The sequence below is a fragment of the Micromonospora sp. DT229 genome (assembly GCF_049844505.1).
GTDB lineage: Bacteria > Actinomycetota > Actinomycetes > Mycobacteriales > Micromonosporaceae > Micromonospora.
On the sequence record NZ_JBNCLD010000009.1, the window covers coordinates 107245 to 124743 of the forward strand.

A 17499-nucleotide genomic window follows, 5' to 3' on the forward strand; every position below is an offset into this window, starting at 1 on the left:
GGTGGCCCGGGAGGTGGGCACCGAGGGCAAGTTGGGTGGTCAGGCCCAGGTGAAGGGGGTCTCCGGCACCTGGCGGGACCTGACCGACAACGTGAACTCGATGGCCTCGAACCTGACCAGTCAGGTGCGGAACATCGCCTCGGTCACCACCGCGGTCGCCAACGGTGACCTCTCCCAGAAGATCACCGTTGATGCCCAGGGCGAGATCCTGGAGCTGAAGAACACCGTCAACACGATGGTGGACCAGTTGTCGTCGTTCGCCGACGAGGTGACCCGGGTGGCCCGCGAGGTCGGCATCGAAGGCAAGTTGGGTGGTCAGGCCCAGGTGAAGGGGGTCTCCGGCACCTGGCGGGACCTGACCGAGAACGTCAACCAGCTCGCCTCCACCCTGACCACCCAGCTGCGGGCGATCGCCCAGGTGTCGACCTCGGTGACCCGGGGTGACCTGACCCAGCGGATCGCGGTGAAGGCACAGGGCGAGGTCGCCGAGCTGAAGGACAACATCAACCAGATGATCGTCACCCTGCGGGAGACCACCCACAAGAACGCCGAGCAGGGCTGGCTGGACTCCAACCTGGCCCGCATCGGCGGCCTGTTGCAGGGCCAGCGCGACCTCGGCGAGGTCTGCCGGATGATCATGATGGAGGTGACTCCGCTGGTCGACGCGCAGCTAGGGGCGTTCTTCCTGGCGGACAACTCCGAGGGGGTGATGCGGCTGAGGCTGACCGCCTCGTACGGCTATGTGTCCCGAGGCCACGAGGTCACCTTCGGTCCCGGTGAAGGGCTGGTCGGGCAGACCGCCCTCTCCCGCCGCACGATCCGGGTCGGGGCCGTGCCGGACGGCCGGATCACCCTGCGCTCCGGGCTGGCCGACACCCCGCCGGCCGACCTGGTCGTGCTGCCGGTCCTCTTCGAGGGCGAACTGCTCGGAGTGATCGAGTTCGCCAGCGTGACCCCCTTCTCCGAGCTGCACCTGTCCTTCCTGGAGCGGCTGGTGGCCACCATCGGCATCGCGGTCAACACCATCCAGGCCAACCGGCGTACGGAGGAACTGCTCGCCCAGTCGCAGCGGCTGGCCCACGAGTTGCAGGAACAGTCCGCGGAGTTGCAGCGCACCAACGCCGAACTGGAGGAGAAGGCGACCCTGCTGTCGGAGCAGAAGGGCAACATCGAGACCAAGAACCGGGAGATCGAACTGGCCCGGCTCGGTCTGGAGGAGAAGGCGCAGCAGCTCACCCGGGCCTCGGCGTACAAGTCGGAGTTCCTGGCGAACATGAGCCACGAACTGCGTACCCCGCTGAACTCGCTGCTGCTGCTGGCTCGGCTGCTGGCCGAGAACTCGGAGCGCAACCTGACCCCGAAGCAGATCGAATTCGCCCGTACGATCCACGGCTCCGGGTCGGATCTGCTGCGCCTGATCGACGACATCCTCGACCTGTCCAAGATCGAGGCAGGGCGGATGGATGTGGAGCCGACCGAGGTCCGGTTCGCGGAGATCCGTGGCTACGTCGAGCAGGCGTTCGCCCCGCAGGCCGAGGAGAAGGACCTGGAATTCCAGGTACAGGTCGGCGAGGATCTGCCGCCCGCGGTGATCACCGACGCCCAGCGACTCCAGCAGATCCTGCGCAACCTGCTCTCCAACGCGGTGAAGTTCACCGACAACGGTGCGGTGACGCTGCGCATCTCCCGGGCGCCGGAGCAGGCGGTCTTCGACGTACCGGCGCTGATCAACGCCCGTCAGGTGATCGCCTTCACGGTGGTCGACACCGGTATCGGCATCTCCGACGACAAGCTCTCCCTGATCTTCGAGGCCTTCCAGCAGGCGGACGGCACCACCAGTCGTCGCTACGGGGGTACCGGCCTGGGGTTGTCCATCAGCCGGGACCTGGCCCGGCTGATCGGCGGCACGATCACTGTCAGCTCGGTACCCGGCCAGGGCTCGACCTTCACCCTCTACCTGCCCGACGTGTTGGCCCCGGACGCCGTGGTGGCTCCGGCACCGCCCTCCCCGCAACGGGCCGGCCTGCCCTCGTCGTTGCTGATGCCACCGGTGGAGCTGCTGCCTCCGCAGCCCGAGGCGCCGAAGACCCGCCAACTGGACGGGGCCACCGTGCTGATCGTCGACGACGACGTACGCAACGTGTTCGCCCTGACCAGCGCGTTGGAACTGCACGGCATGACGGTGCTCTACGCCGACAACGGCAGCGACGGGGTACGCCTGCTGGCCGAGCACCCGGAGGTCGACATCGTGCTGATGGATGCCATGATGCCTGACCAGGACGGGTACGAGACGACCCGGCAGATCCGGCGTAACCACCGGTTCGCGGACCTGCCGATCGTCTTCCTGACCGCCAAGGCGATGCCCGGCGACCGGGAGTCGGCGATCGCGGCGGGGGCCAGCGACTACATCACCAAGCCGGTCGACCTGGACGAGCTGATCGAGTTGATGGGCTCCTGGATCAGTGGCAGCCGCACCGAGGAGGGTTCGTGACGCAGGTGGCCAAGGCGCTACTGGTCGATGACCGCCGGGAGAACCTGCTGGCCCTGGAGGCGATCCTCCAGGGGTTGCAGGTGCAGTCGGTGGCGGTGGAGAGCGGGGAAGCGGCGCTCAAGCAGTTGCTGGTCGACGATTTCGCGGTGATCCTGCTGGACGCCCAGATGCCGGACATGGACGGCTTCGAGACGGCCAGCCACATCAAGCGGCGGGAGCGTACCCGGCACGTACCGATCATCTTCCTGACCGCCGCCGACCGGGACGCCCAACTGGCGTTGCGCGGCTACGCGGTCGGCGCGGTGGACTACCTGACCAAGCCCTTCGACCCCTGGGTGCTGCGGGCCAAGGTCTCCGTCTTCGTGGAACTGTGGACCAAGACCCGCCAGTTGGCCGCCCAGTCGGAGATGGTCCGCGAGCGCGACGCCCAGTGGCGTGTGCTCACCGACGCCGTGGACGAGGCCACCACCCTCCTGCGCACCGCCTCCGACAACCCCAACGCCGTCCCCCAAGCCCTGACCACCCTCGAACAAGCCCGCTGGGGCCCCACCCCCGACTAACCCCACCCCGGCCCCTCCCCACCCCGCCCTCCCCACCCCGCCCTCCCCACCCCCCCTCCCCACCCCCCCCACCGCTCTCTACGCCGCGATCTTGCACTTTCTGTCGGGGCAAAACGGGGCAAGGGTGGCGTATGGGCGACCAAAAGTGCAAGATCGGCGCGGCGTGGGGCGTGGGGCGTGGGGTGGGCGTGGCGTGAGGGGGGTTAGGGGGTGGGGGCGTCGTTGCGGATCATCAGGGCGCTGCGGAGGCCGGTGATGTCCAGGACGCGGAGCAGGAACTCGCCGACGTTGGTCAGCATGAGCAGGCTCTGGGCGTGACTGGCCTTGCGGCTGAGTACGACGAGGGTCCCGAGGCCCTGCGAGTCGCAGAAGGTGACGCCACCCAGGTCGAGCACGATCCGGGGCGGCGGCTCGGCGAGGACCTCGTTCACGACGGTCGACAGTTGGGCGGCCGTGAGCATGTCGATCTCACCGGCAAGGCGCAACACTGCTTCGTCGCCCGCTCGATGTACGGTGATGGACAGTTCGGCACGATCCACCGGGTCAGCCTATCGCGATCTCGCACGTCCGGCCCGTCGAGGCGAGCCGGCTCGGGGGTGGCCTTTCGCAGGTGAGCCTGGTAACCCCGATCCGGGGTACCTGCCGGTGCTCCGATCGACGCTGACACAATGGCGACATCGTGACCGAGGTGACTTCCGCCGGATCCGACCGCTACCCGGTCGACGCTCCGGCCTCAGCGGCCCTGTTCGACCGCGCTCGCGCCATCGTGCCGGGCGGGGTGAATTCACCTGTGCGTGCCTTCCAGGCCGTCGGTGGAACCCCCCGCTTCATGGTTCGGGGTGAGGGCCCCTGGCTGTACGACGCCGACGACCGGCGCTACGTCGATCTGGTGTGCTCGTGGGGGCCGTTGATTCTGGGCCACGCGCATCCCGAGGTGGTCGCGGCGGTCCAGGCCGCCGCCGCCAAGGGCACCAGCTTCGGTACGCCGACCCCCGGTGAGGTGGAGTTGGCCGCCGAGATCGTCGCGCGGACCCCGGTCGAGCAGGTCCGACTGGTCAACTCGGGCACCGAGGCCACCATGTCGGCGATCCGGTTGGCCCGTGGATACACCGGCCGCTCGAAGATCATCAAGTTCGCCGGTTGCTACCACGGTCATGTGGACGCGCTGCTGGCCGCCGCCGGGTCCGGTGTGGCCACCCTGGGCCTGCCCGACTCGCCCGGCGTCACCGGCGCCGCGGCCAGCGAGACGATCGTGCTGCCGTACAACGACATCGCCGCGGTCGAGGAGGCCTTCGCCGCCGAGGGCCAGCACATCGCCGCCGTGATCACCGAGGCGGCGGCGGGCAACATGGGGGTGGTCGCCCCCCGGGACGGCTTCAACGAGCAGTTGGCGCGGATCGCCCACGCCAACGGTGCGCTGCTGATCATCGACGAGGTGATGACCGGCTTCCGGGTCTCCCGCGCCGGGTGGCACGGCCTCGACCCGGTCGAGGCGGACCTGTGGACGTACGGCAAGGTCATGGGTGGTGGGCTGCCTGCGGCGGCCTTCGGCGGGCGCGCGGAGATCATGGCGCGACTGGCCCCGGCCGGTCCGGTCTACCAGGCCGGCACCCTCTCCGGTAACCCGCTGGCCTGCGCGGCCGGGCTGACCACCCTGCGGTTGGCCGACGAGGCCCTCTACCGCAAGCTGGACGAGACCGCCACCGTCGTGGGCAAGCTGGCCACGGAGGCCCTGACCGCCGCCGGTGTCCCGCATCGGCTGTCGTACGCGGGCAGCATGTTCTCGATCTTCTTCACGGACGCCGACGTGGTCGACTACGACAGCGCCCGCACCCAGCAGGTGCCCGCGTTCAAGGCGTTCTTCCACACGATGCTCGCCGCCGGGGTGTACCTGCCGCCGAGCGCGTTCGAATCCTGGTTCGTGTCGGCGGCGATCGACGATGCCGCCCTGGAACAGATCGCCGCCGCCCTGCCGGTGGCGGCCAATGCAGCGGCAGCGGCGGGCACAGGGGGGTAAGCACGGTGAGCAAGACGGTGGTCCATGTGCTTCGGCACGGTGAGGTGTACAACCCGGAGGGCATCCTCTACGGCAGACTGCCCGGGTTCCGCCTCAGCGAACTGGGTGTCCAGATGGCCAAGGCCGCAGCGCAGGGGCTCGCCGACCGCGACGTCGTGCATGTGGTGGCCAGCCCGCTGGAGCGGGCCCAGCAGACCGCCGAACCGATCGCCGCCCAGTTCGGACTGCCCGTCGGGGTGGACGAGCGACTCATCGAGAGCGCCAACTGGTTCGAGGGCAAGAAGGTCTCGCCCGGTGACGGTTCCTTCCGGGATCCGCGCAACTGGTGGGTGCTGCGCGACCCGGTCACCCCCTCCTGGGGGGAGGCGTACCGGGCGATCGCCGAGCGGATGTTCGCCGCCCTGCACGCCGCCCGGATCGCCGCCGAGGGCCGGGAGGCCGTCCTGGTCTCCCACCAACTGCCGATCTGGACCCTGCGCCGGCATGTCGAGCGCAAGCGACTGTGGCACGACCCCCGCCGCCGTCAGTGCGGGCTGGCCTCCCTCACCACCTTCCACTTCGACGGTGCGAAGGTCGTCGGCATCGGCTACTCCGAACCGGCCGCGCACCTGGTGGCGATGTCGGCGACCGCCCGGACGGCGAAGGGGGCCTGATGGCGCTGGGCAGGAGGTCGGTGGCCGGTCTGCTGGCCGCCGGCACCGCTGTGGCTCTGCTGGCCGGCTGTGTCTCCGGCGGTGGGGGGAAGCCGGAATGTGACAGCGAGGGCGGCATCGTGCAGTGCGCCCCCGACCAACGCTCCGCCGCTCCCAAGATCAGCGGTGAGCTGCTCAAGGGCGGCAGCTACGACGTGGCCGACCAGCGTGGCCAGGTGGTCGTGGTCAACTTCTGGGGCTCGTGGTGCGCGCCCTGTCGGGCCGAGGCCGAGGACCTGGAAGACACCTACCAGGCGACCAAGGACTCCGGGGTCACCTTCCTCGGCATCAACGTGCAGGACAGCCGGGACAAGGCGATCGCCTTCGAGGAGGGCCGGGTCAGCTACCCGAGCATCTTCGATCCGGGTAGCCGACTGGCCCTGGACATGGACATCCCGCCGAACACCATCCCGGCCACGGTCGTGCTCGACCGGGAGGGCCGGATCGCCACGGTGATCCGGGCGGCCGTCCGGCAGGAGGGCCTGCAACCCATCGTCGAGCGAATCGCCGCGGAGTCACCCGCGCCGTCCGGCCCACGCTGATGGGCGAGACCTTCGGACAACTCGCCGTCTCCGGTCCGCTGCTGCTGGCGATGGGCGCGGCGGCCCTGGCCGGGCTGGTCAGCTTCCTGTCGCCCTGCGTACTGCCGTTGATGCCGGGCTACCTTTCGTACGTCACCGGCCTGGCCGGCGCCGACCTGGAAGGCCGAGGCGCAGGCAAGGGCACCCTGTCGACGCCGGCGGTGGCGCAGGGGTCACCTGCTGACAGCAGCGAGCGCGGTGGCGGCGTCGGCACCGTCGTACGGGATGAACAGCCCAGGGTGCGGGCCGCCGTGAAGGGGCGGGTGCTGGCCGGCACCCTGCTCTTCGTCCTCGGGTTCACTGTCGTCTTCGTCAGCACCGCGATCCTGTTCAGCACCATCGGCCGGGTCTTCTTCGACTACAAGCGTCCGTTGGAGATCGTCATCGGCGCCCTGGTGGTGCTGCTCGGGCTGGGTTACCTCGGGGTGCTGCCCGGTCTCCAGCGGGAACTGCGGATCAACCGGCTGCCCTCCGCCGGTCTGCTCGGTGCCCCCGTACTCGGTGCGGTGTTCGCCTTGACCTGGGTGCCGTGCACCGGGCCGACCCTCGCCGCGGTGCTCGGCATGGCCGCCACCAGCGGGCAGACCGATCGGGCGGTCGTACTCGCTGTGGCGTACTGCCTCGGGTTGGGGATCCCGTTCGTCGTCTTCGGGCTGGGCTTCAACCGGCTGCTCGGGGTGTTCCAGGCGATCCGGCGCAACAGCCGCTGGGTCACCCGCATCGGTGGCGCCCTGCTGATCCTGATCGGGTTGGCGCTGGTCACCGGCGGCTGGACCAACGTGGTGATCTGGTTGCAGACCACCATCGGCGTAGGCGATTTCCAGGTGAGCATCTGATGACCGCTGTGGACGACCGGCCGGCCGACACACCGGCCAGGAAGCCCCGCCGCCCCAACCCCCTGCTGGCCCTGGCGCGCAACTCGTGGCGACAGCTGACCAGCATGCGTACGGCGTTGGTACTGCTCTTCCTGCTCGCGGTCGCCGCCATCCCCGGGTCGGTGCTGCCACAGCGCGGGGTCAACCCGGAGGATGTCCGCGACTTCTTCACCGAGCACCCCGACCTGGCCCCCTGGCTGGATCGGATCGGCGCCTTCGAGGCGTTCAGCTCGGTCTGGTTCTCCGCTATCTACCTGCTGCTGTTCACCTCGCTGATCGGGTGCATCACCCCCCGGTTGGCCGACCACATCCGGGCCCTGCGCGCCCGGCCACCGGCCGTACCGAAGCGGCTCGGCCGGCTGCCGCAGCACACCGTGGTGCCCGCCCCCGAGGGTGGGGTGGCGGCGGTCGCCGAGGTCCTGCGGCGTCGGCGGTGGCGGGTGGTGGTCCGGGGCGACGAGGTCTCCGCCGAGAAGGGCTACCTCAAGGAGACCGGCAACCTGATCTTCCACACCTCCATGGTGGTGGTGCTGCTCGGTGTCGCACTCGGCTCCTGGTACGGCTGGCAGGGCAACCGCCTGCTGGTCGCCGGCGAGGACCGGGTCTTCTGCAACACCCGCCAGCAGTACGCCGAGATCAAGCTCGGTCCGCGGGTCGGCGACGACCTGCCCCGGTTCTGCATGCAGTTGGACGAGTTCGACGCCCGTTTCCTGCCGACCGGTCAGCCCTCGTCGTACCGCGCGAAGGTGACCGTGGACGAGAACGGCGGCGCCCCCCGGACGGCGGAGTTCTCGGTCAACTCGCCGCTGCGCCTGGACGGGGCGAACGTCTACCTGCTGGGGCACGGGTACGCCCCGGTGATCCGCTACACCGACCGGTTCGGTGGCACCCAGACCAGCGCCGTGCCCTTCCTCAGCAACGGTGATGTCGGGATGACCAGCGAAGGGCTGGCCGCCTTCCCGGACGCCAATGTCGATCCGGCCACCGGCGAGCGCGACCCCAATCTCCAGGTGGCCTTCGACGGGCTGTACCTGCCGACCGCCCCGCAGGAGCCTCCGTTCACCCGCTCCGAGCACCCGACCGAGCAGAATCCCCTGCTCGGCCTGGTGGCCTACCGGGGCAACATGGGGCTGGACGCCGGCATCCCCAGCTCGGTGTATCAGCTGGACCAGCGTCAGGTACGCAACGGTCGGCTCACCGAAGTCGGTGCGAAGGAGCTACGGCTCGGGGAGAGTTGGACCCTGGACGACGGCACCACCGTCGAGTTCCTGGGCTCCGAGCCGTACATCGTGATCTCCGTACGCTACGACCCCGGTACGACCTTGCTGCTGGTCAGCTCGATCGGCCTGGTGTTCGGGCTGATGGGGTCGCTGTTCTTTCGGCGTCGGCGGGTCTTCGTTCGGCTGCTGCCGGCGGGTGCGATCGACCCCGCAGATGGATCTCCGACGAACGGTAGTAGTTTGATCGAGGTGGGCGGCCTGCCGCGTACCGAGCATCCCGGGTTCGCCGAGGAGTTCGCCCAACTGGTGGCGGCGATGCGCGGCGACCGACCGGCCGACGAAGTCGACGGCGTACCGGACGCGCGAGAAGGAGCCAAGTGATGTCCGCACTCTCCGACCAGATGGTCTCCATCACCACGATGGTGTACCTGCTGGCGATGATCGGTCACGCGGTCGAGTACGCCCTGGGCAACTCGCGGGCCGTGGCCGCCCCCGCCCGGCAGATGGTCGGTGCGGCGGTAGGTGCCGGTGGTGTGGCCGTGGCCGAGCGGGACACCCCGGTCGTCGATCCCAACGGACCGGCCCAGCGCACCGCCCGTCGGGCCGGCCTGGCCGGTCGGATCGCGATCGGACTGACCGCGCTGGGCGCGTTGTTGCACCTGGTCGGGCTGGTCACCCGCGGTATCGCCGCCGAGCGGATGCCCTGGGGCAACATGTACGAGTTCGTGCTCACGGTCTCGTTCATCGGCGTCGCCGGCTGGCTGGTGGTGCTGTGGAAGGTGCCGTCGCTGCGCCGGCTCGGGCTGTTCCTGACCCTGGTCATGGTGCTGCTGGTGGCCACCGCCGAACTGGTGCTCTACACCCCGATCGTGCCGCTGGTGCCCGCGCTCAACTCGTACTGGTTCGTCGTGCACGTGTCGACGATCGTGTTCGCCTCGGGGCTTTTCCTGCTCGGCGCGGTGCCGGCGGTGACGTACCTGATGCGGGCCGGCTACGAGCGGGGCAAGCGCAGCTTCCCGTACACCCTGGCGAAGCGGTTGCCGGAGGCGGCCAGCCTGGAGCGGCTCACCTTCGTCCTGCACGCCTTCGCGTTCCCGATCTTCACCTTCGCGGTGATCGCCGGAGCGGTCTGGGCCGAGGCGGCCTGGGGTCGGCCGTGGGGCTGGGACCCGAAGGAGACCTGGTCCTTCATCTCCTGGGTGATCTACGCGGGCTACCTGCACGCCCGGGCGACGCCGAGCGTGAAGCGCAACCTGGTCGCCTGGCTGGCCATCCTGGGCTTCGCGACGATGCTGATGAACCTGTTCGGCGTGAACATCTTCTTCACGGGCCTGCACTCGTACGCCGACGTCTAGATCGACGATTGCGCGTGGTCACGCCGGAACCGCGGTAACCAAGCGCACCTGATGCCGCCGTACCGGCGCAACGGTGTCAGTTCTCGCGGGCGGCCCGGCCGGTGGGCAGGTCGAGCGCGGCGGCGATTGCGTCCAGCACCTCCGGCTTGTCCGCACCGGCGCTGCGCAGCAGGTCGACGACCACCATCCGGATGTGGCCGACAACCGTGCTGACCGGCAGGGGCTGCTTGTGCCGGACCAACGGGGTCATCGCCCGGACGGTGTCGAGCGCCACCGCACCCGCCTGCTCGACGTGCCGGTCGGCTCTGTCGCCCGCACCGGCGACGACGGCGGCGAGCACCGCGGCGGCGCAGCCGGCCAGGCGGTTCAGCCCGGCCAGCGCGGCGACGAGCTGCGGTGGCGACGGGTGCGGCAGTCGGGCCAGCACCAACGCCGAGCGCGCCAGCGTACGGGTGTTGCGGACGGCGTAGTCGACGTGGTCGGCGGCGCTCCGGGCGGCATCGACACGGGATCGGTTGCGCCGCTCCCAGACTGCCAGGCGCAGGTTCTCGTCGGCGACCGACACGGCCCGGCGCAGCGCTGCGGTACGCGAGTCCAGTTGCTGAGCCCGCCCGAACGCGGTGACGGCCGCCTGCTTGTCGTGCCGCTGCACCGCCTGACGGATGTCGTCCAGCACCCCGGACAGCTCCGCGAACGTCCGCCGGCCTTCGGTTTCCAGAGGCCCGAGCGGCGACTGCGCGCCGACGACCTGGGTGATCAGCAACGCGATCGAGCCGCCGATCAACGCGTCGTAGAGGCGGGTCGGCTCCAGTTCCCCGCCCGGCGGCACCACGGCGACCAGGAAGAGCGCGGAGGTGGTCAACTGGTTGCGGACCACGCCGGGGGCGCCGGCGGCGATCGTCAGCCCGGCCGAGGCCAGGATGACCACGAAGATGGCGGCGGTGGAGCGGGCGCCGAACACCCAGACGACGACCTCACCGAGGATCACGCCGACGGCGATACCGGCCAGAACCCGCACGGCCTGCCGCAGCCGTACGCCCCGGGCCTGCGACAGGACGATCAGCGCGGCGGCCGGTGCGTAGAACGCCGAGGCGTCGCCGCTGCCGTGCGGGCCGCCGAGCAGGCGACTGGCGACGAACCAGGAGGCGGTCGCGGCCAGCGTCACCTCCACCACGAGAAGCCAACCGCTGCGCAGCCGGCTCCACGAGGTTCGGAACCAGTTCGTGACCCGAGACACGTGCTTCAACGAGGTGGGCGGATGTTTCGTCGCTGCCTGGACCAACCGCCGAACGAGCACCCACCCGGGCGGCCCGACCACTGACCGGCCCGACGACCCGTCAGGCCCGGAGGAAGGGCAGCAGCAGGGCGGTGAGTTCGGCCGGCTGCTCCTCGAAGAGCCAATGGCCGCTGTCCTCGATCACCTCGCCGGTCACCGAGTCGGCGTACTGGCGGACCTGATCGGCCACCTGGCCGCCGAGGCTCGCCTGCGCGCCGATGGCGAGCACCGGCATGGCCAGCTTCGACTTGCGGTACTCGGCGTTGTCGGCGATGTCCTGCCCGAACGCACGGAAACATTCGAAGCTCGCCCGCAGGTGGGCCCCGTCGCGCAGGGGCCGGGCGTACTCCTCGATGTCCGCCGCGTCCAGGCTGCCCTTGCGGATCATCAACGAGTCGGTGAACTGGTCGACCCAGAGCGCCTCGCGGCCGGCGACGAGATTCTCGGGCAACCCGTTGGTCAGGTTGAAGAAGCCGAAGTTCCACACCGCCGGACCGGCGGCCGTCAGTGCCGGGAAGGTGTAGATGCTCTCGTCGGGGATCGGTGCCTCGCTGAGCACCAACCGACTCACCCGGTCCTGGTGGGCTGCGGCGTACGCGTACGCGACCATGGTGCCGATGTCATGGCCGACCAACCGGAGGGCGCGGTCCAAGCCCAGGGTGGTGAGCAGCCCGTGCAGGTCGGCGGCGAGGGTCTTCTTGTCGTAGCCGGCGGGCGGGGCGTCGCTGCCGCCGAAGCCCCGCAGGTCCGGCGCGATCACCTCGAACGACCGCCCTAACTCCGGCAGTACGTGCCGCCACATGTACCAGGACTGCGGATAGCCGTGCAGTAACACCAGCGTGGGCCCGATGCCGCCCCGGACGTAGTTGATGGTGACGTCACCGACCTGCGTCCGCTGCTCGGCGAAGCTCGTTGGAATCCGTCGCTCACCCATCATCACCTTTCTGCCTCGTCCGGGCGATTCGCCCGGTGGTCAGCTCCTCCGGCGTCGACGACTACCCGGCTGGCCCACTCTCATGCCGCCGCTTGTTAATAGGGGACCCCTGCTCTACCGGAGGCGTTAACAAGGGGCCCTTCCTTTCACGTCATAGCAGTGGGGGAGACTTGCTGTCATGGCTGCTCGTGGGTTTCCGTACACCGATCTGAAGGATTTCCTGGTGGCGCTGGAGCGCGCCGGTGAACTGCGCCGGGTCGGCGTGCCGGTGGACCCGACACTGGAGATCAGTGAGGTGGTGACCCGTACGGTCCGGGCCAACGGGCCGGCGCTGCTGTTCGAGCGGCCGACTCGCGGCGAGATGCCGGTGGCGATCAACCTGTTCGGCACCGAGAAGCGGACCGCGATGGCCCTCGGGGTCGAGTCCCTGGACGAGATCGGCAACCGGATCGGGGAGATGCTCAAGCCGGAACTGCCGATGGGCTTCTCCGGCATGATGGGCGGCCTGGGCAAGGTGATGCAGCTCAAGTCGATGCCCCCCAAGAAGGTCAAGACCGCCCCCTGCCAGCAGGTGGTCTACCGGGGCAAGGACGTCGACCTGAACCGGCTACCCGGGCTCCAGGTGTGGCCGGGTGACGGTGGGATCTTCCACAACTTCGGGCTGACCCACACCAAGCACCCGGAGACCGGCAAGCGCAACCTCGGGCTGTACCGGCTCCAGCAGCACAGCCACAACACCCTCGGCATGCACTGGCAGATCCACAAGAACTCCACCGCCCACCACGCCGTCGCCGAGCGGCTCGGCCAGCGGCTGCCGGTGGCCATCGCGATCGGCTGCGACCCGGTGGTCAGCTACTCGTCGAGCGCACCCCTGCCGGCCGACATCGACGAGTACCTGTTCGCCGGGTTCCTGCGCGGCGAGCGGGTGGAGATGGTCGACTGCCTGACGGTGCCGCTGCAGGTGCCGGCGCACGCCCAGGTCGTGCTGGAGGGTTACCTGGAACCCGGGGAGCGTCTGCCGGAGGGGCCCTTCGGCGACCACACCGGCTTCTACACCCCGGTGGAGCCGTTCCCGGTGCTGCACGTCGAGGCGATGACCATGCAGCGCGACCCGGTGTACCACTCGATCGTCACCTCGCAGCCGCCGCAGGAGGACCACGGCCTGGGCAAGGCCACCGAGCGGATCTTCGCCCCGCTGCTGCGGTTCCTCATCCCGGACATCGTCGACTACGATCTGCCGGCCGCCGGGGTCTTCCACAACTGCGCGATCGTGTCGATCCGCAAGCGCTACCCCAAGCACGCGCAGAAGGTGATGAACGCGATCTGGGGCGCACACATGATGTCGCTGACCAAGCTGATCGTGATCGTGGACGAGGACTGCGACGTGCACGACTACAACGAGGTGGCCTTCCGCGCCTTCGGCAATGTCGACTACTCCCGGGACCTGTTGCTCACCGAGGGCCCGGTGGACCATCTGGACCACGCCTCGTACCAGCAGTTCTGGGGTGGCAAGGCCGGCATCGACGCCACCCGCAAACTCCCCAGCGAGGGCTACACCCGGGGCTGGCCCGAGGAGATGACCATGACCCCCGAGGTCGTCTCCCTGGTTGACAAGCGCTGGAAGGAATACGGCATCCAATGACGCCCCCCTCCACCCCACCCACCCCCCGCGACCCCTCTTCCCGTCGCGATCTTGCACTTCCGGTCGCTGATTCGTCTGCTTCGTCCGGCTCTGTCCCGACGGAAAGTGCAAGATCGCGGGGGCGGGTCAAGGCGTTTCTGCGGCTTGTGGCGATTGAGCACTCGGTGTTCGCCCTGCCGTTCGCTTACCTGTCGGCGTTGACCGCGATGTCGGTTAACGGGGGACGGGTGCGGTGGGGGGATCTGGCGCTGATCACTGTGGCCATGGTGGGGGCTCGGACCTTCGCCATGGCGGCCAACCGGATTCTGGATCGGCGGATCGACGCGCGGAATCCGCGTACCGCCAATCGGGAGTTGGTGACCGGGGCGGTGAGCCTGCGGACGGCCTGGATCGGGGCGGGCGTCGCCCTGGTGGTCTTCCTGGCCGCAGCCGCCCTGCTCAACCGGCTCTGCCTGGTGCTGGCCCCACTGGCGGTGGTGCCGCTGATCGTCTACCCGTACGGCAAGCGGTTCACCAACTGGCCGCACGCGATCCTGGGCCTGGCCCAGATGGTCGGCCCGGTCGGCGCCTGGCTGGCGGTCACCGGCACCTTCGCCGGCTCCGGCCCGGCCTGGCTGCTCGGCGCCGCCGTGGGCCTGTGGATCGGTGGCTTCGACCTGATCTACGCCTGCCAGGACGCCGAGGTGGACCGGGAGATCGGGGTGCACAGCGTCCCGGCCCGGTACGGGCTGCGGTTCGCCCTGCACGCCTCCACCGTGTCGCACGTGGTGACATTCGTGCTGTTCGGCTGGTTCGGAGTGCTTGTCGGCTTCGGCTGGCTCTGGTGGATCGGGCTGGCGCTGACCGCGATCGCCTTCGGCTACCAGCATCTGGTGGTCAAGCCGACCGACCTGAGCCGGGTCAACCGGGCATTCTTCACCGCCAACGGTTTCGTCGGCATAGCCCTGTTCCTCTTCGCCCTGCTCGACCTGGTGATCCGCCTGGGTCTGCGTCCCTGACCCCGGCCGGTTCCCTCCCCGTTCGGCGGGGTGCCGGCCCGGCGGCGGTGGCGACCAGGCAGGCTTGGGACATGCGCGAACCATGGGTGGTCGGGGTGTCCGGGGCGTCGGGTACGCCGTACGCGGCTGCGGTCCTTCGCGGACTGCTGGACGCCGGGCAGTCGGTGGACCTGATCGTCTCCCGGGCGGCCCGGTTGACCGTCCTGGACGAGACCGGGCGTCCGTTCCGCGACGCACACTGGGCCGAGGATCTGGCCGCCTGGCTCGGTCGTGATCTCGACGACGCGGACGTGCGGCACTGGCCCGCCGGTGACCTGGCGGCCGGTCCCAGCAGCGGCTCCTATCCGGTACGGGGCATGGCCGTGGTGCCCGCGAGCACGGCGGCCTGTGCCGGTATCGCGATCGGGTTGTCCAAGGACCTGTTGCAGCGCTCCGCCGAGGTCAACCTCAAGGAGCGCCGGCCGGTGGTCGTGGTGCCCCGCGAGACCCCGGTGACCCGCAGCCACCTGGAACACCTGATCGCCCTGCACGATGCCGGGGCGGTGGTGCTGCCCGCCAGCCCCGGTTTCTACGGTGCCGGAGCTGACGCTTCCGCCGCCCAGCTGGTGGATTTCGTGGCCGGCAAGGTGCTCGACGCCCTAGGCGTGCCGCACACCCTGTTCCGCAGGTGGGCCGGAAAGGTGAACGCGGACCGGACCTGACGAGCCGGTCCGCGTTCGCTCCGCACCACTTCAGTACATGCCGGCGTTGGCCGGGCCCGGTCCGGTCGGGGCGGCTGGGCCCGTACTGCGCGGTCTGCCCATCTCATCCGTCTCTTCCAGCATGCCCTCCCCTTCAAGCAGGGCCCGCACCTCGGATTCCCGAAACCGGCGATGCCCTCCTGGAGTCCGGATACTGCCGATCCGGCCCGCCGCCGCCCAGCGCGTCACGGTCTTCGGGTCAACCCGAAACAACGCGGCGACCTCACCCGGTGTCAGCAGGCGATCTCCAGTGTCCACAGCCCCCTCCTCGCGTCGACGAAGCCCCCGGCTGAACACACTGCCCCCGGCCGGTGCGAGCCCAGAGCCGTCATGAGGGACGTATGGCAATTACAGCACCGCCGACCTGACGTGTCCGTCAAACGCGAAAAATGCACTGAGTGGGAAGTTAGTAATGGTACCGGCGCCCCAGCCTCAGGACCTTTGGTATGCGAACTGTAGCGCTAGGTAATTCCCAACGGATGCCGGCGTCCTGGTGCTACCCGGCGACGACTAGGGTCTACAGTCCGTGGACGCCATCGACCTCGCCCTCGTGGATCTGCTGCGCGGCAACGCCCGCCTCTCGTACGCCGAACTCGCCCGCCAGGTCGGGCTCTCCGCGCCCGCAGTGCACGAACGTGTCGGCAAGTTGGAGGCCGGTGGGGTGATCCGCGCCTACCGTGCCGAAGTCGAGCCGGAGACCATCGGGCTGGCCGTGACTGCATTGATCAGCATCGTCGAGGACTCCAACGCGGACACCGACGACGTGCTGGAGGCCTTTCGGGCCATACCCGAGATCGAGTCCTGCTACTTCATGGCCGGTGTCGAGTCCTTCCTGCTCAAGGCTCGGGTGAGCACCATCGCCGAGTTGGAGCAGTTGATCGTGCGGCTGAACCGTACCCCCGGGGTGGCCTCGACCCGTACCAGCATCGCGCTGTCGACCAAGTGGGAGAACCGTCCACAGCCGGTCGGGCCCTCCTCCTGAAGGCCCAGCTCTCAGGCTCGCTTGCTAGGTTCCGAAGGTGACTCAACTCGACCGGTGTGACGAGGCGAGCCGACGGTGGGTGACCGAGGCGATCGCCGCCGTCGAAGCCGACGCGAACCGGTCCGCCGACACCCACCTGCTGCCGTTTCCGCTGCCCCGACAGTGGGGCATCGATCTCTACCTCAAGGACGAGTCGGTCCACCCGACCGGGTCGCTGAAGCATCGCCTGGCCCGTTCGCTGTTCCTCTACGGGCTCTGCAACGGCTGGATCGGCCCGGACACCACAATCGTGGAGGCCTCCTCCGGCTCCACGGCCGTCTCCGAGGCGTACTTCGCCCGGATGCTGGACCTGCCCTTCATCGCGGTGATGCCCGCCTCCACCTCGCCGGAGAAGATCGCCCAGATCGAGTTCCAGGGCGGTCGGTGCCACCTGGTCGAGGACCCGGCGAAGGTGGTCATCGAGGCGCGCTGGCTCGCCGAGGACTCCGGCGGGCACTACATGGACCAGTTCACCTACGCCGAGCGGGCCACCGACTGGCGGGGCAACAACAACATCGCCGAGTCGATCTACGCGCAGTTGGCCCTGGAGCGTCATCCCGTACCCGCCTGGGTGGTGATCGGTGCCGGCACCGGCGGCACCAGCGCGACCATCGGCCGCTACGTCCGCTACCGGCGGCTGCCCACCAAGCTCTGCGTGGTCGACCCGGAGAACTCGGCCTTCTATCCCGCCTGGCAGGCGGCGAACTGGTCGGTGTGCACCGGGCGAGGCTCCCGGATCGAGGGCATCGGCCGACCCACCGTCGAGGCCTCCTTCCTGCCCTCGGTGGTCGACCGGATGGTGCGGGTGCCCGACGCCGCCTCGCTGGCCGCCATGCGCTCCGGCTCGGCGGTGCTGGGCCGCCGGGTGGGGGGCTCGACCGGCACCAACCTGTGGGGGGCCTTCGGGCTCATCGCCGAGATGCTGGCCGCCGGTCGGACCGGCTCGGTGGTCACCCTGATCTGCGACGCGGGTGACCGGTACGCCGACACCTACTACGCCGACGAGTGGGTGGCGGCGCAGGGCCTGGACCTGGCCCCGCACCTGGCCACGATCGAACGTTTCCTGGCCGACGGCAGTTGGCCGACCTGAGGACGCC

Annotated in this window: 17 protein-coding genes; 13 read left to right on the top strand and 4 right to left on the bottom strand. The window is 69.4% G+C overall.

The genetic code is table 11. The annotated features are described in order from the left end of the window. Positions 1 to 2491 (top strand): ATP-binding protein (locus ACLQ2T_RS16645; protein ID WP_425767119.1); only part of this gene is annotated, 2491 nt, incomplete at its 5' end. Beyond that, positions 2488 to 3051, top strand: a complete 564-nt coding sequence (locus ACLQ2T_RS16650; RefSeq protein ID WP_425767120.1) for a response regulator — start codon at positions 2488 to 2490, stop codon at positions 3049 to 3051. The genes ACLQ2T_RS16645 and ACLQ2T_RS16650, both read left to right, overlap by 4 nt. A 203-nt stretch (positions 3052 to 3254) precedes the next feature. Here ACLQ2T_RS16650 and ACLQ2T_RS16655 read toward each other — a convergent pair whose 3' ends face one another. After that, positions 3255 to 3590: an STAS domain-containing protein gene (locus ACLQ2T_RS16655; RefSeq protein ID WP_425767121.1), complete on the bottom strand. Its 336-nt coding sequence runs from the start codon at positions 3588 to 3590 to the stop codon at positions 3255 to 3257. A 140-nt stretch (positions 3591 to 3730) separates the two neighbouring features. Here ACLQ2T_RS16655 and hemL point away from each other — a divergent pair, with 140 nt between their 5' ends. Genes hemL through ccsB form a run of 6 tightly spaced genes read left to right on the top strand, consistent with a single transcriptional unit; the run spans position 3731 to position 9791 of the window. Next, the gene (gene hemL, locus ACLQ2T_RS16660; RefSeq protein WP_425767122.1) at positions 3731 to 5068 is read left to right on the top strand and encodes a glutamate-1-semialdehyde 2,1-aminomutase; all 1338 of its coding nucleotides are present in this window, start codon (positions 3731 to 3733) and stop codon (positions 5066 to 5068) included. A gap of 5 nt (positions 5069 to 5073) precedes the next feature. Further along, a complete protein-coding gene (locus tag ACLQ2T_RS16665) occupies positions 5074 to 5721 on the top strand; it encodes a histidine phosphatase family protein (RefSeq protein ID WP_425767123.1) in 648 nt (215 codons plus the stop codon). Next, positions 5721 to 6302: a TlpA family protein disulfide reductase gene (locus ACLQ2T_RS16670; RefSeq protein ID WP_425767124.1), complete on the top strand. Its 582-nt coding sequence runs from the start codon at positions 5721 to 5723 to the stop codon at positions 6300 to 6302. The genes ACLQ2T_RS16665 and ACLQ2T_RS16670 overlap by 1 nt, the downstream gene beginning before the upstream one ends. Further along, positions 6302 to 7177 carry a cytochrome c biogenesis CcdA family protein gene (locus ACLQ2T_RS16675; RefSeq protein WP_425767126.1) on the top strand — a complete coding sequence of 292 codons (876 nt, stop codon included), beginning with the start codon at positions 6302 to 6304 and terminating at the stop codon, positions 7175 to 7177. Before ACLQ2T_RS16670 ends, ACLQ2T_RS16675 begins: the two co-directional genes overlap by 1 nt. Beyond that, positions 7177 to 8817, top strand: coding sequence for a cytochrome c biogenesis protein ResB (locus ACLQ2T_RS16680; protein WP_425767127.1), 1641 nt, complete (start codon positions 7177 to 7179; stop codon positions 8815 to 8817). The genes ACLQ2T_RS16675 and ACLQ2T_RS16680 overlap by 1 nt, the downstream gene beginning before the upstream one ends. Continuing rightward, on the top strand, positions 8817 to 9791 hold the full coding sequence (gene ccsB / locus ACLQ2T_RS16685) for a c-type cytochrome biogenesis protein CcsB (RefSeq protein ID WP_425767128.1): 975 nt from the start codon (positions 8817 to 8819) through the stop codon (positions 9789 to 9791). Before ACLQ2T_RS16680 ends, ccsB begins: the two co-directional genes overlap by 1 nt. A gap of 76 nt (positions 9792 to 9867) precedes the next feature. Here the strand turns inward: ccsB and ACLQ2T_RS16690 are convergent, their stop codons facing one another. Together ACLQ2T_RS16690 and ACLQ2T_RS16695 are read right to left on the bottom strand one after the other, a co-directional pair. Continuing rightward, positions 9868 to 11028 (bottom strand): FUSC family protein, encoded by a 1161-nt coding sequence (locus ACLQ2T_RS16690; protein WP_425767129.1) that lies wholly within the window; start codon positions 11026 to 11028, stop codon positions 9868 to 9870. 100 nt (positions 11029 to 11128) lie between these two features. Next, positions 11129 to 12001, bottom strand: coding sequence for an alpha/beta fold hydrolase (locus ACLQ2T_RS16695; protein WP_425767130.1), 873 nt, complete (start codon positions 11999 to 12001; stop codon positions 11129 to 11131). A gap of 178 nt (positions 12002 to 12179) precedes the next feature. Between ACLQ2T_RS16695 and ACLQ2T_RS16700 the strand changes: the two genes are divergently transcribed. The 3 genes from ACLQ2T_RS16700 (at position 12180) to ACLQ2T_RS16710 (ending at position 15342) form a co-directional block, all read left to right on the top strand. Continuing rightward, positions 12180 to 13643 carry a menaquinone biosynthesis decarboxylase gene (locus ACLQ2T_RS16700; protein WP_327023268.1) on the top strand — a complete coding sequence of 488 codons (1464 nt, stop codon included), beginning with the start codon at positions 12180 to 12182 and terminating at the stop codon, positions 13641 to 13643. After that, complete coding sequence (mqnP, locus tag ACLQ2T_RS16705) at positions 13640 to 14641, top strand: menaquinone biosynthesis prenyltransferase MqnP (RefSeq protein WP_425767132.1); 1002 nt, start codon at positions 13640 to 13642, stop codon at positions 14639 to 14641. Before ACLQ2T_RS16700 ends, mqnP begins: the two co-directional genes overlap by 4 nt. A gap of 71 nt (positions 14642 to 14712) precedes the next feature. Further along, positions 14713 to 15342: a UbiX family flavin prenyltransferase gene (locus ACLQ2T_RS16710; RefSeq protein ID WP_425767134.1), complete on the top strand. Its 630-nt coding sequence runs from the start codon at positions 14713 to 14715 to the stop codon at positions 15340 to 15342. Positions 15343 to 15372: 30 nt separating this feature from the next. Here the strand turns inward: ACLQ2T_RS16710 and ACLQ2T_RS16715 are convergent, their stop codons facing one another. After that, positions 15373 to 15639, bottom strand: a complete 267-nt coding sequence (locus ACLQ2T_RS16715) for a BldC family transcriptional regulator (RefSeq protein WP_425767135.1) — start codon at positions 15637 to 15639, stop codon at positions 15373 to 15375. A gap of 268 nt (positions 15640 to 15907) precedes the next feature. On the opposite strand from ACLQ2T_RS16715, the gene ACLQ2T_RS16720 reads away from it, so the two are divergent. Next, positions 15908 to 16363, top strand: coding sequence for an Lrp/AsnC family transcriptional regulator (locus ACLQ2T_RS16720; protein ID WP_327023264.1), 456 nt, complete (start codon positions 15908 to 15910; stop codon positions 16361 to 16363). A gap of 37 nt (positions 16364 to 16400) precedes the next feature. Continuing rightward, entirely contained in the window at positions 16401 to 17492 is a 1092-nt protein-coding gene (locus tag ACLQ2T_RS16725) for a PLP-dependent cysteine synthase family protein (protein ID WP_425767137.1), read from the top strand. The last annotated feature ends 7 nt before the right edge of the window (positions 17493 to 17499 follow it).

Excerpts from the sequence above, each read along its gene's own strand:
- ACLQ2T_RS16670 (WP_425767124.1), top strand. The coding sequence starts at position 5,721 with ATGGCGCTGGGCAGGAGGTCGGTGGCCGGTCTGCTGGCCGCCGGCACC.
- ACLQ2T_RS16675 (WP_425767126.1), top strand. The coding sequence starts at position 6,302 with ATGGGCGAGACCTTCGGACAACTCGCCGTCTCCGGTCCGCTGCTGCTG.
- ACLQ2T_RS16680 (WP_425767127.1), top strand. The coding sequence starts at position 7,177 with ATGACCGCTGTGGACGACCGGCCGGCCGACACACCGGCCAGGAAGCCC.
- ccsB (WP_425767128.1), top strand. The coding sequence starts at position 8,817 with ATGTCCGCACTCTCCGACCAGATGGTCTCCATCACCACGATGGTGTAC.
- ACLQ2T_RS16695 (WP_425767130.1), bottom strand. The coding sequence starts at position 12,001 with ATGGGTGAGCGACGGATTCCAACGAGCTTCGCCGAGCAGCGGACGCAG.
- ACLQ2T_RS16700 (WP_327023268.1), top strand. The coding sequence starts at position 12,180 with ATGGCTGCTCGTGGGTTTCCGTACACCGATCTGAAGGATTTCCTGGTG.
- mqnP (WP_425767132.1), top strand. The coding sequence starts at position 13,640 with ATGACGCCCCCCTCCACCCCACCCACCCCCCGCGACCCCTCTTCCCGT.
- ACLQ2T_RS16710 (WP_425767134.1), top strand. The coding sequence starts at position 14,713 with ATGCGCGAACCATGGGTGGTCGGGGTGTCCGGGGCGTCGGGTACGCCG.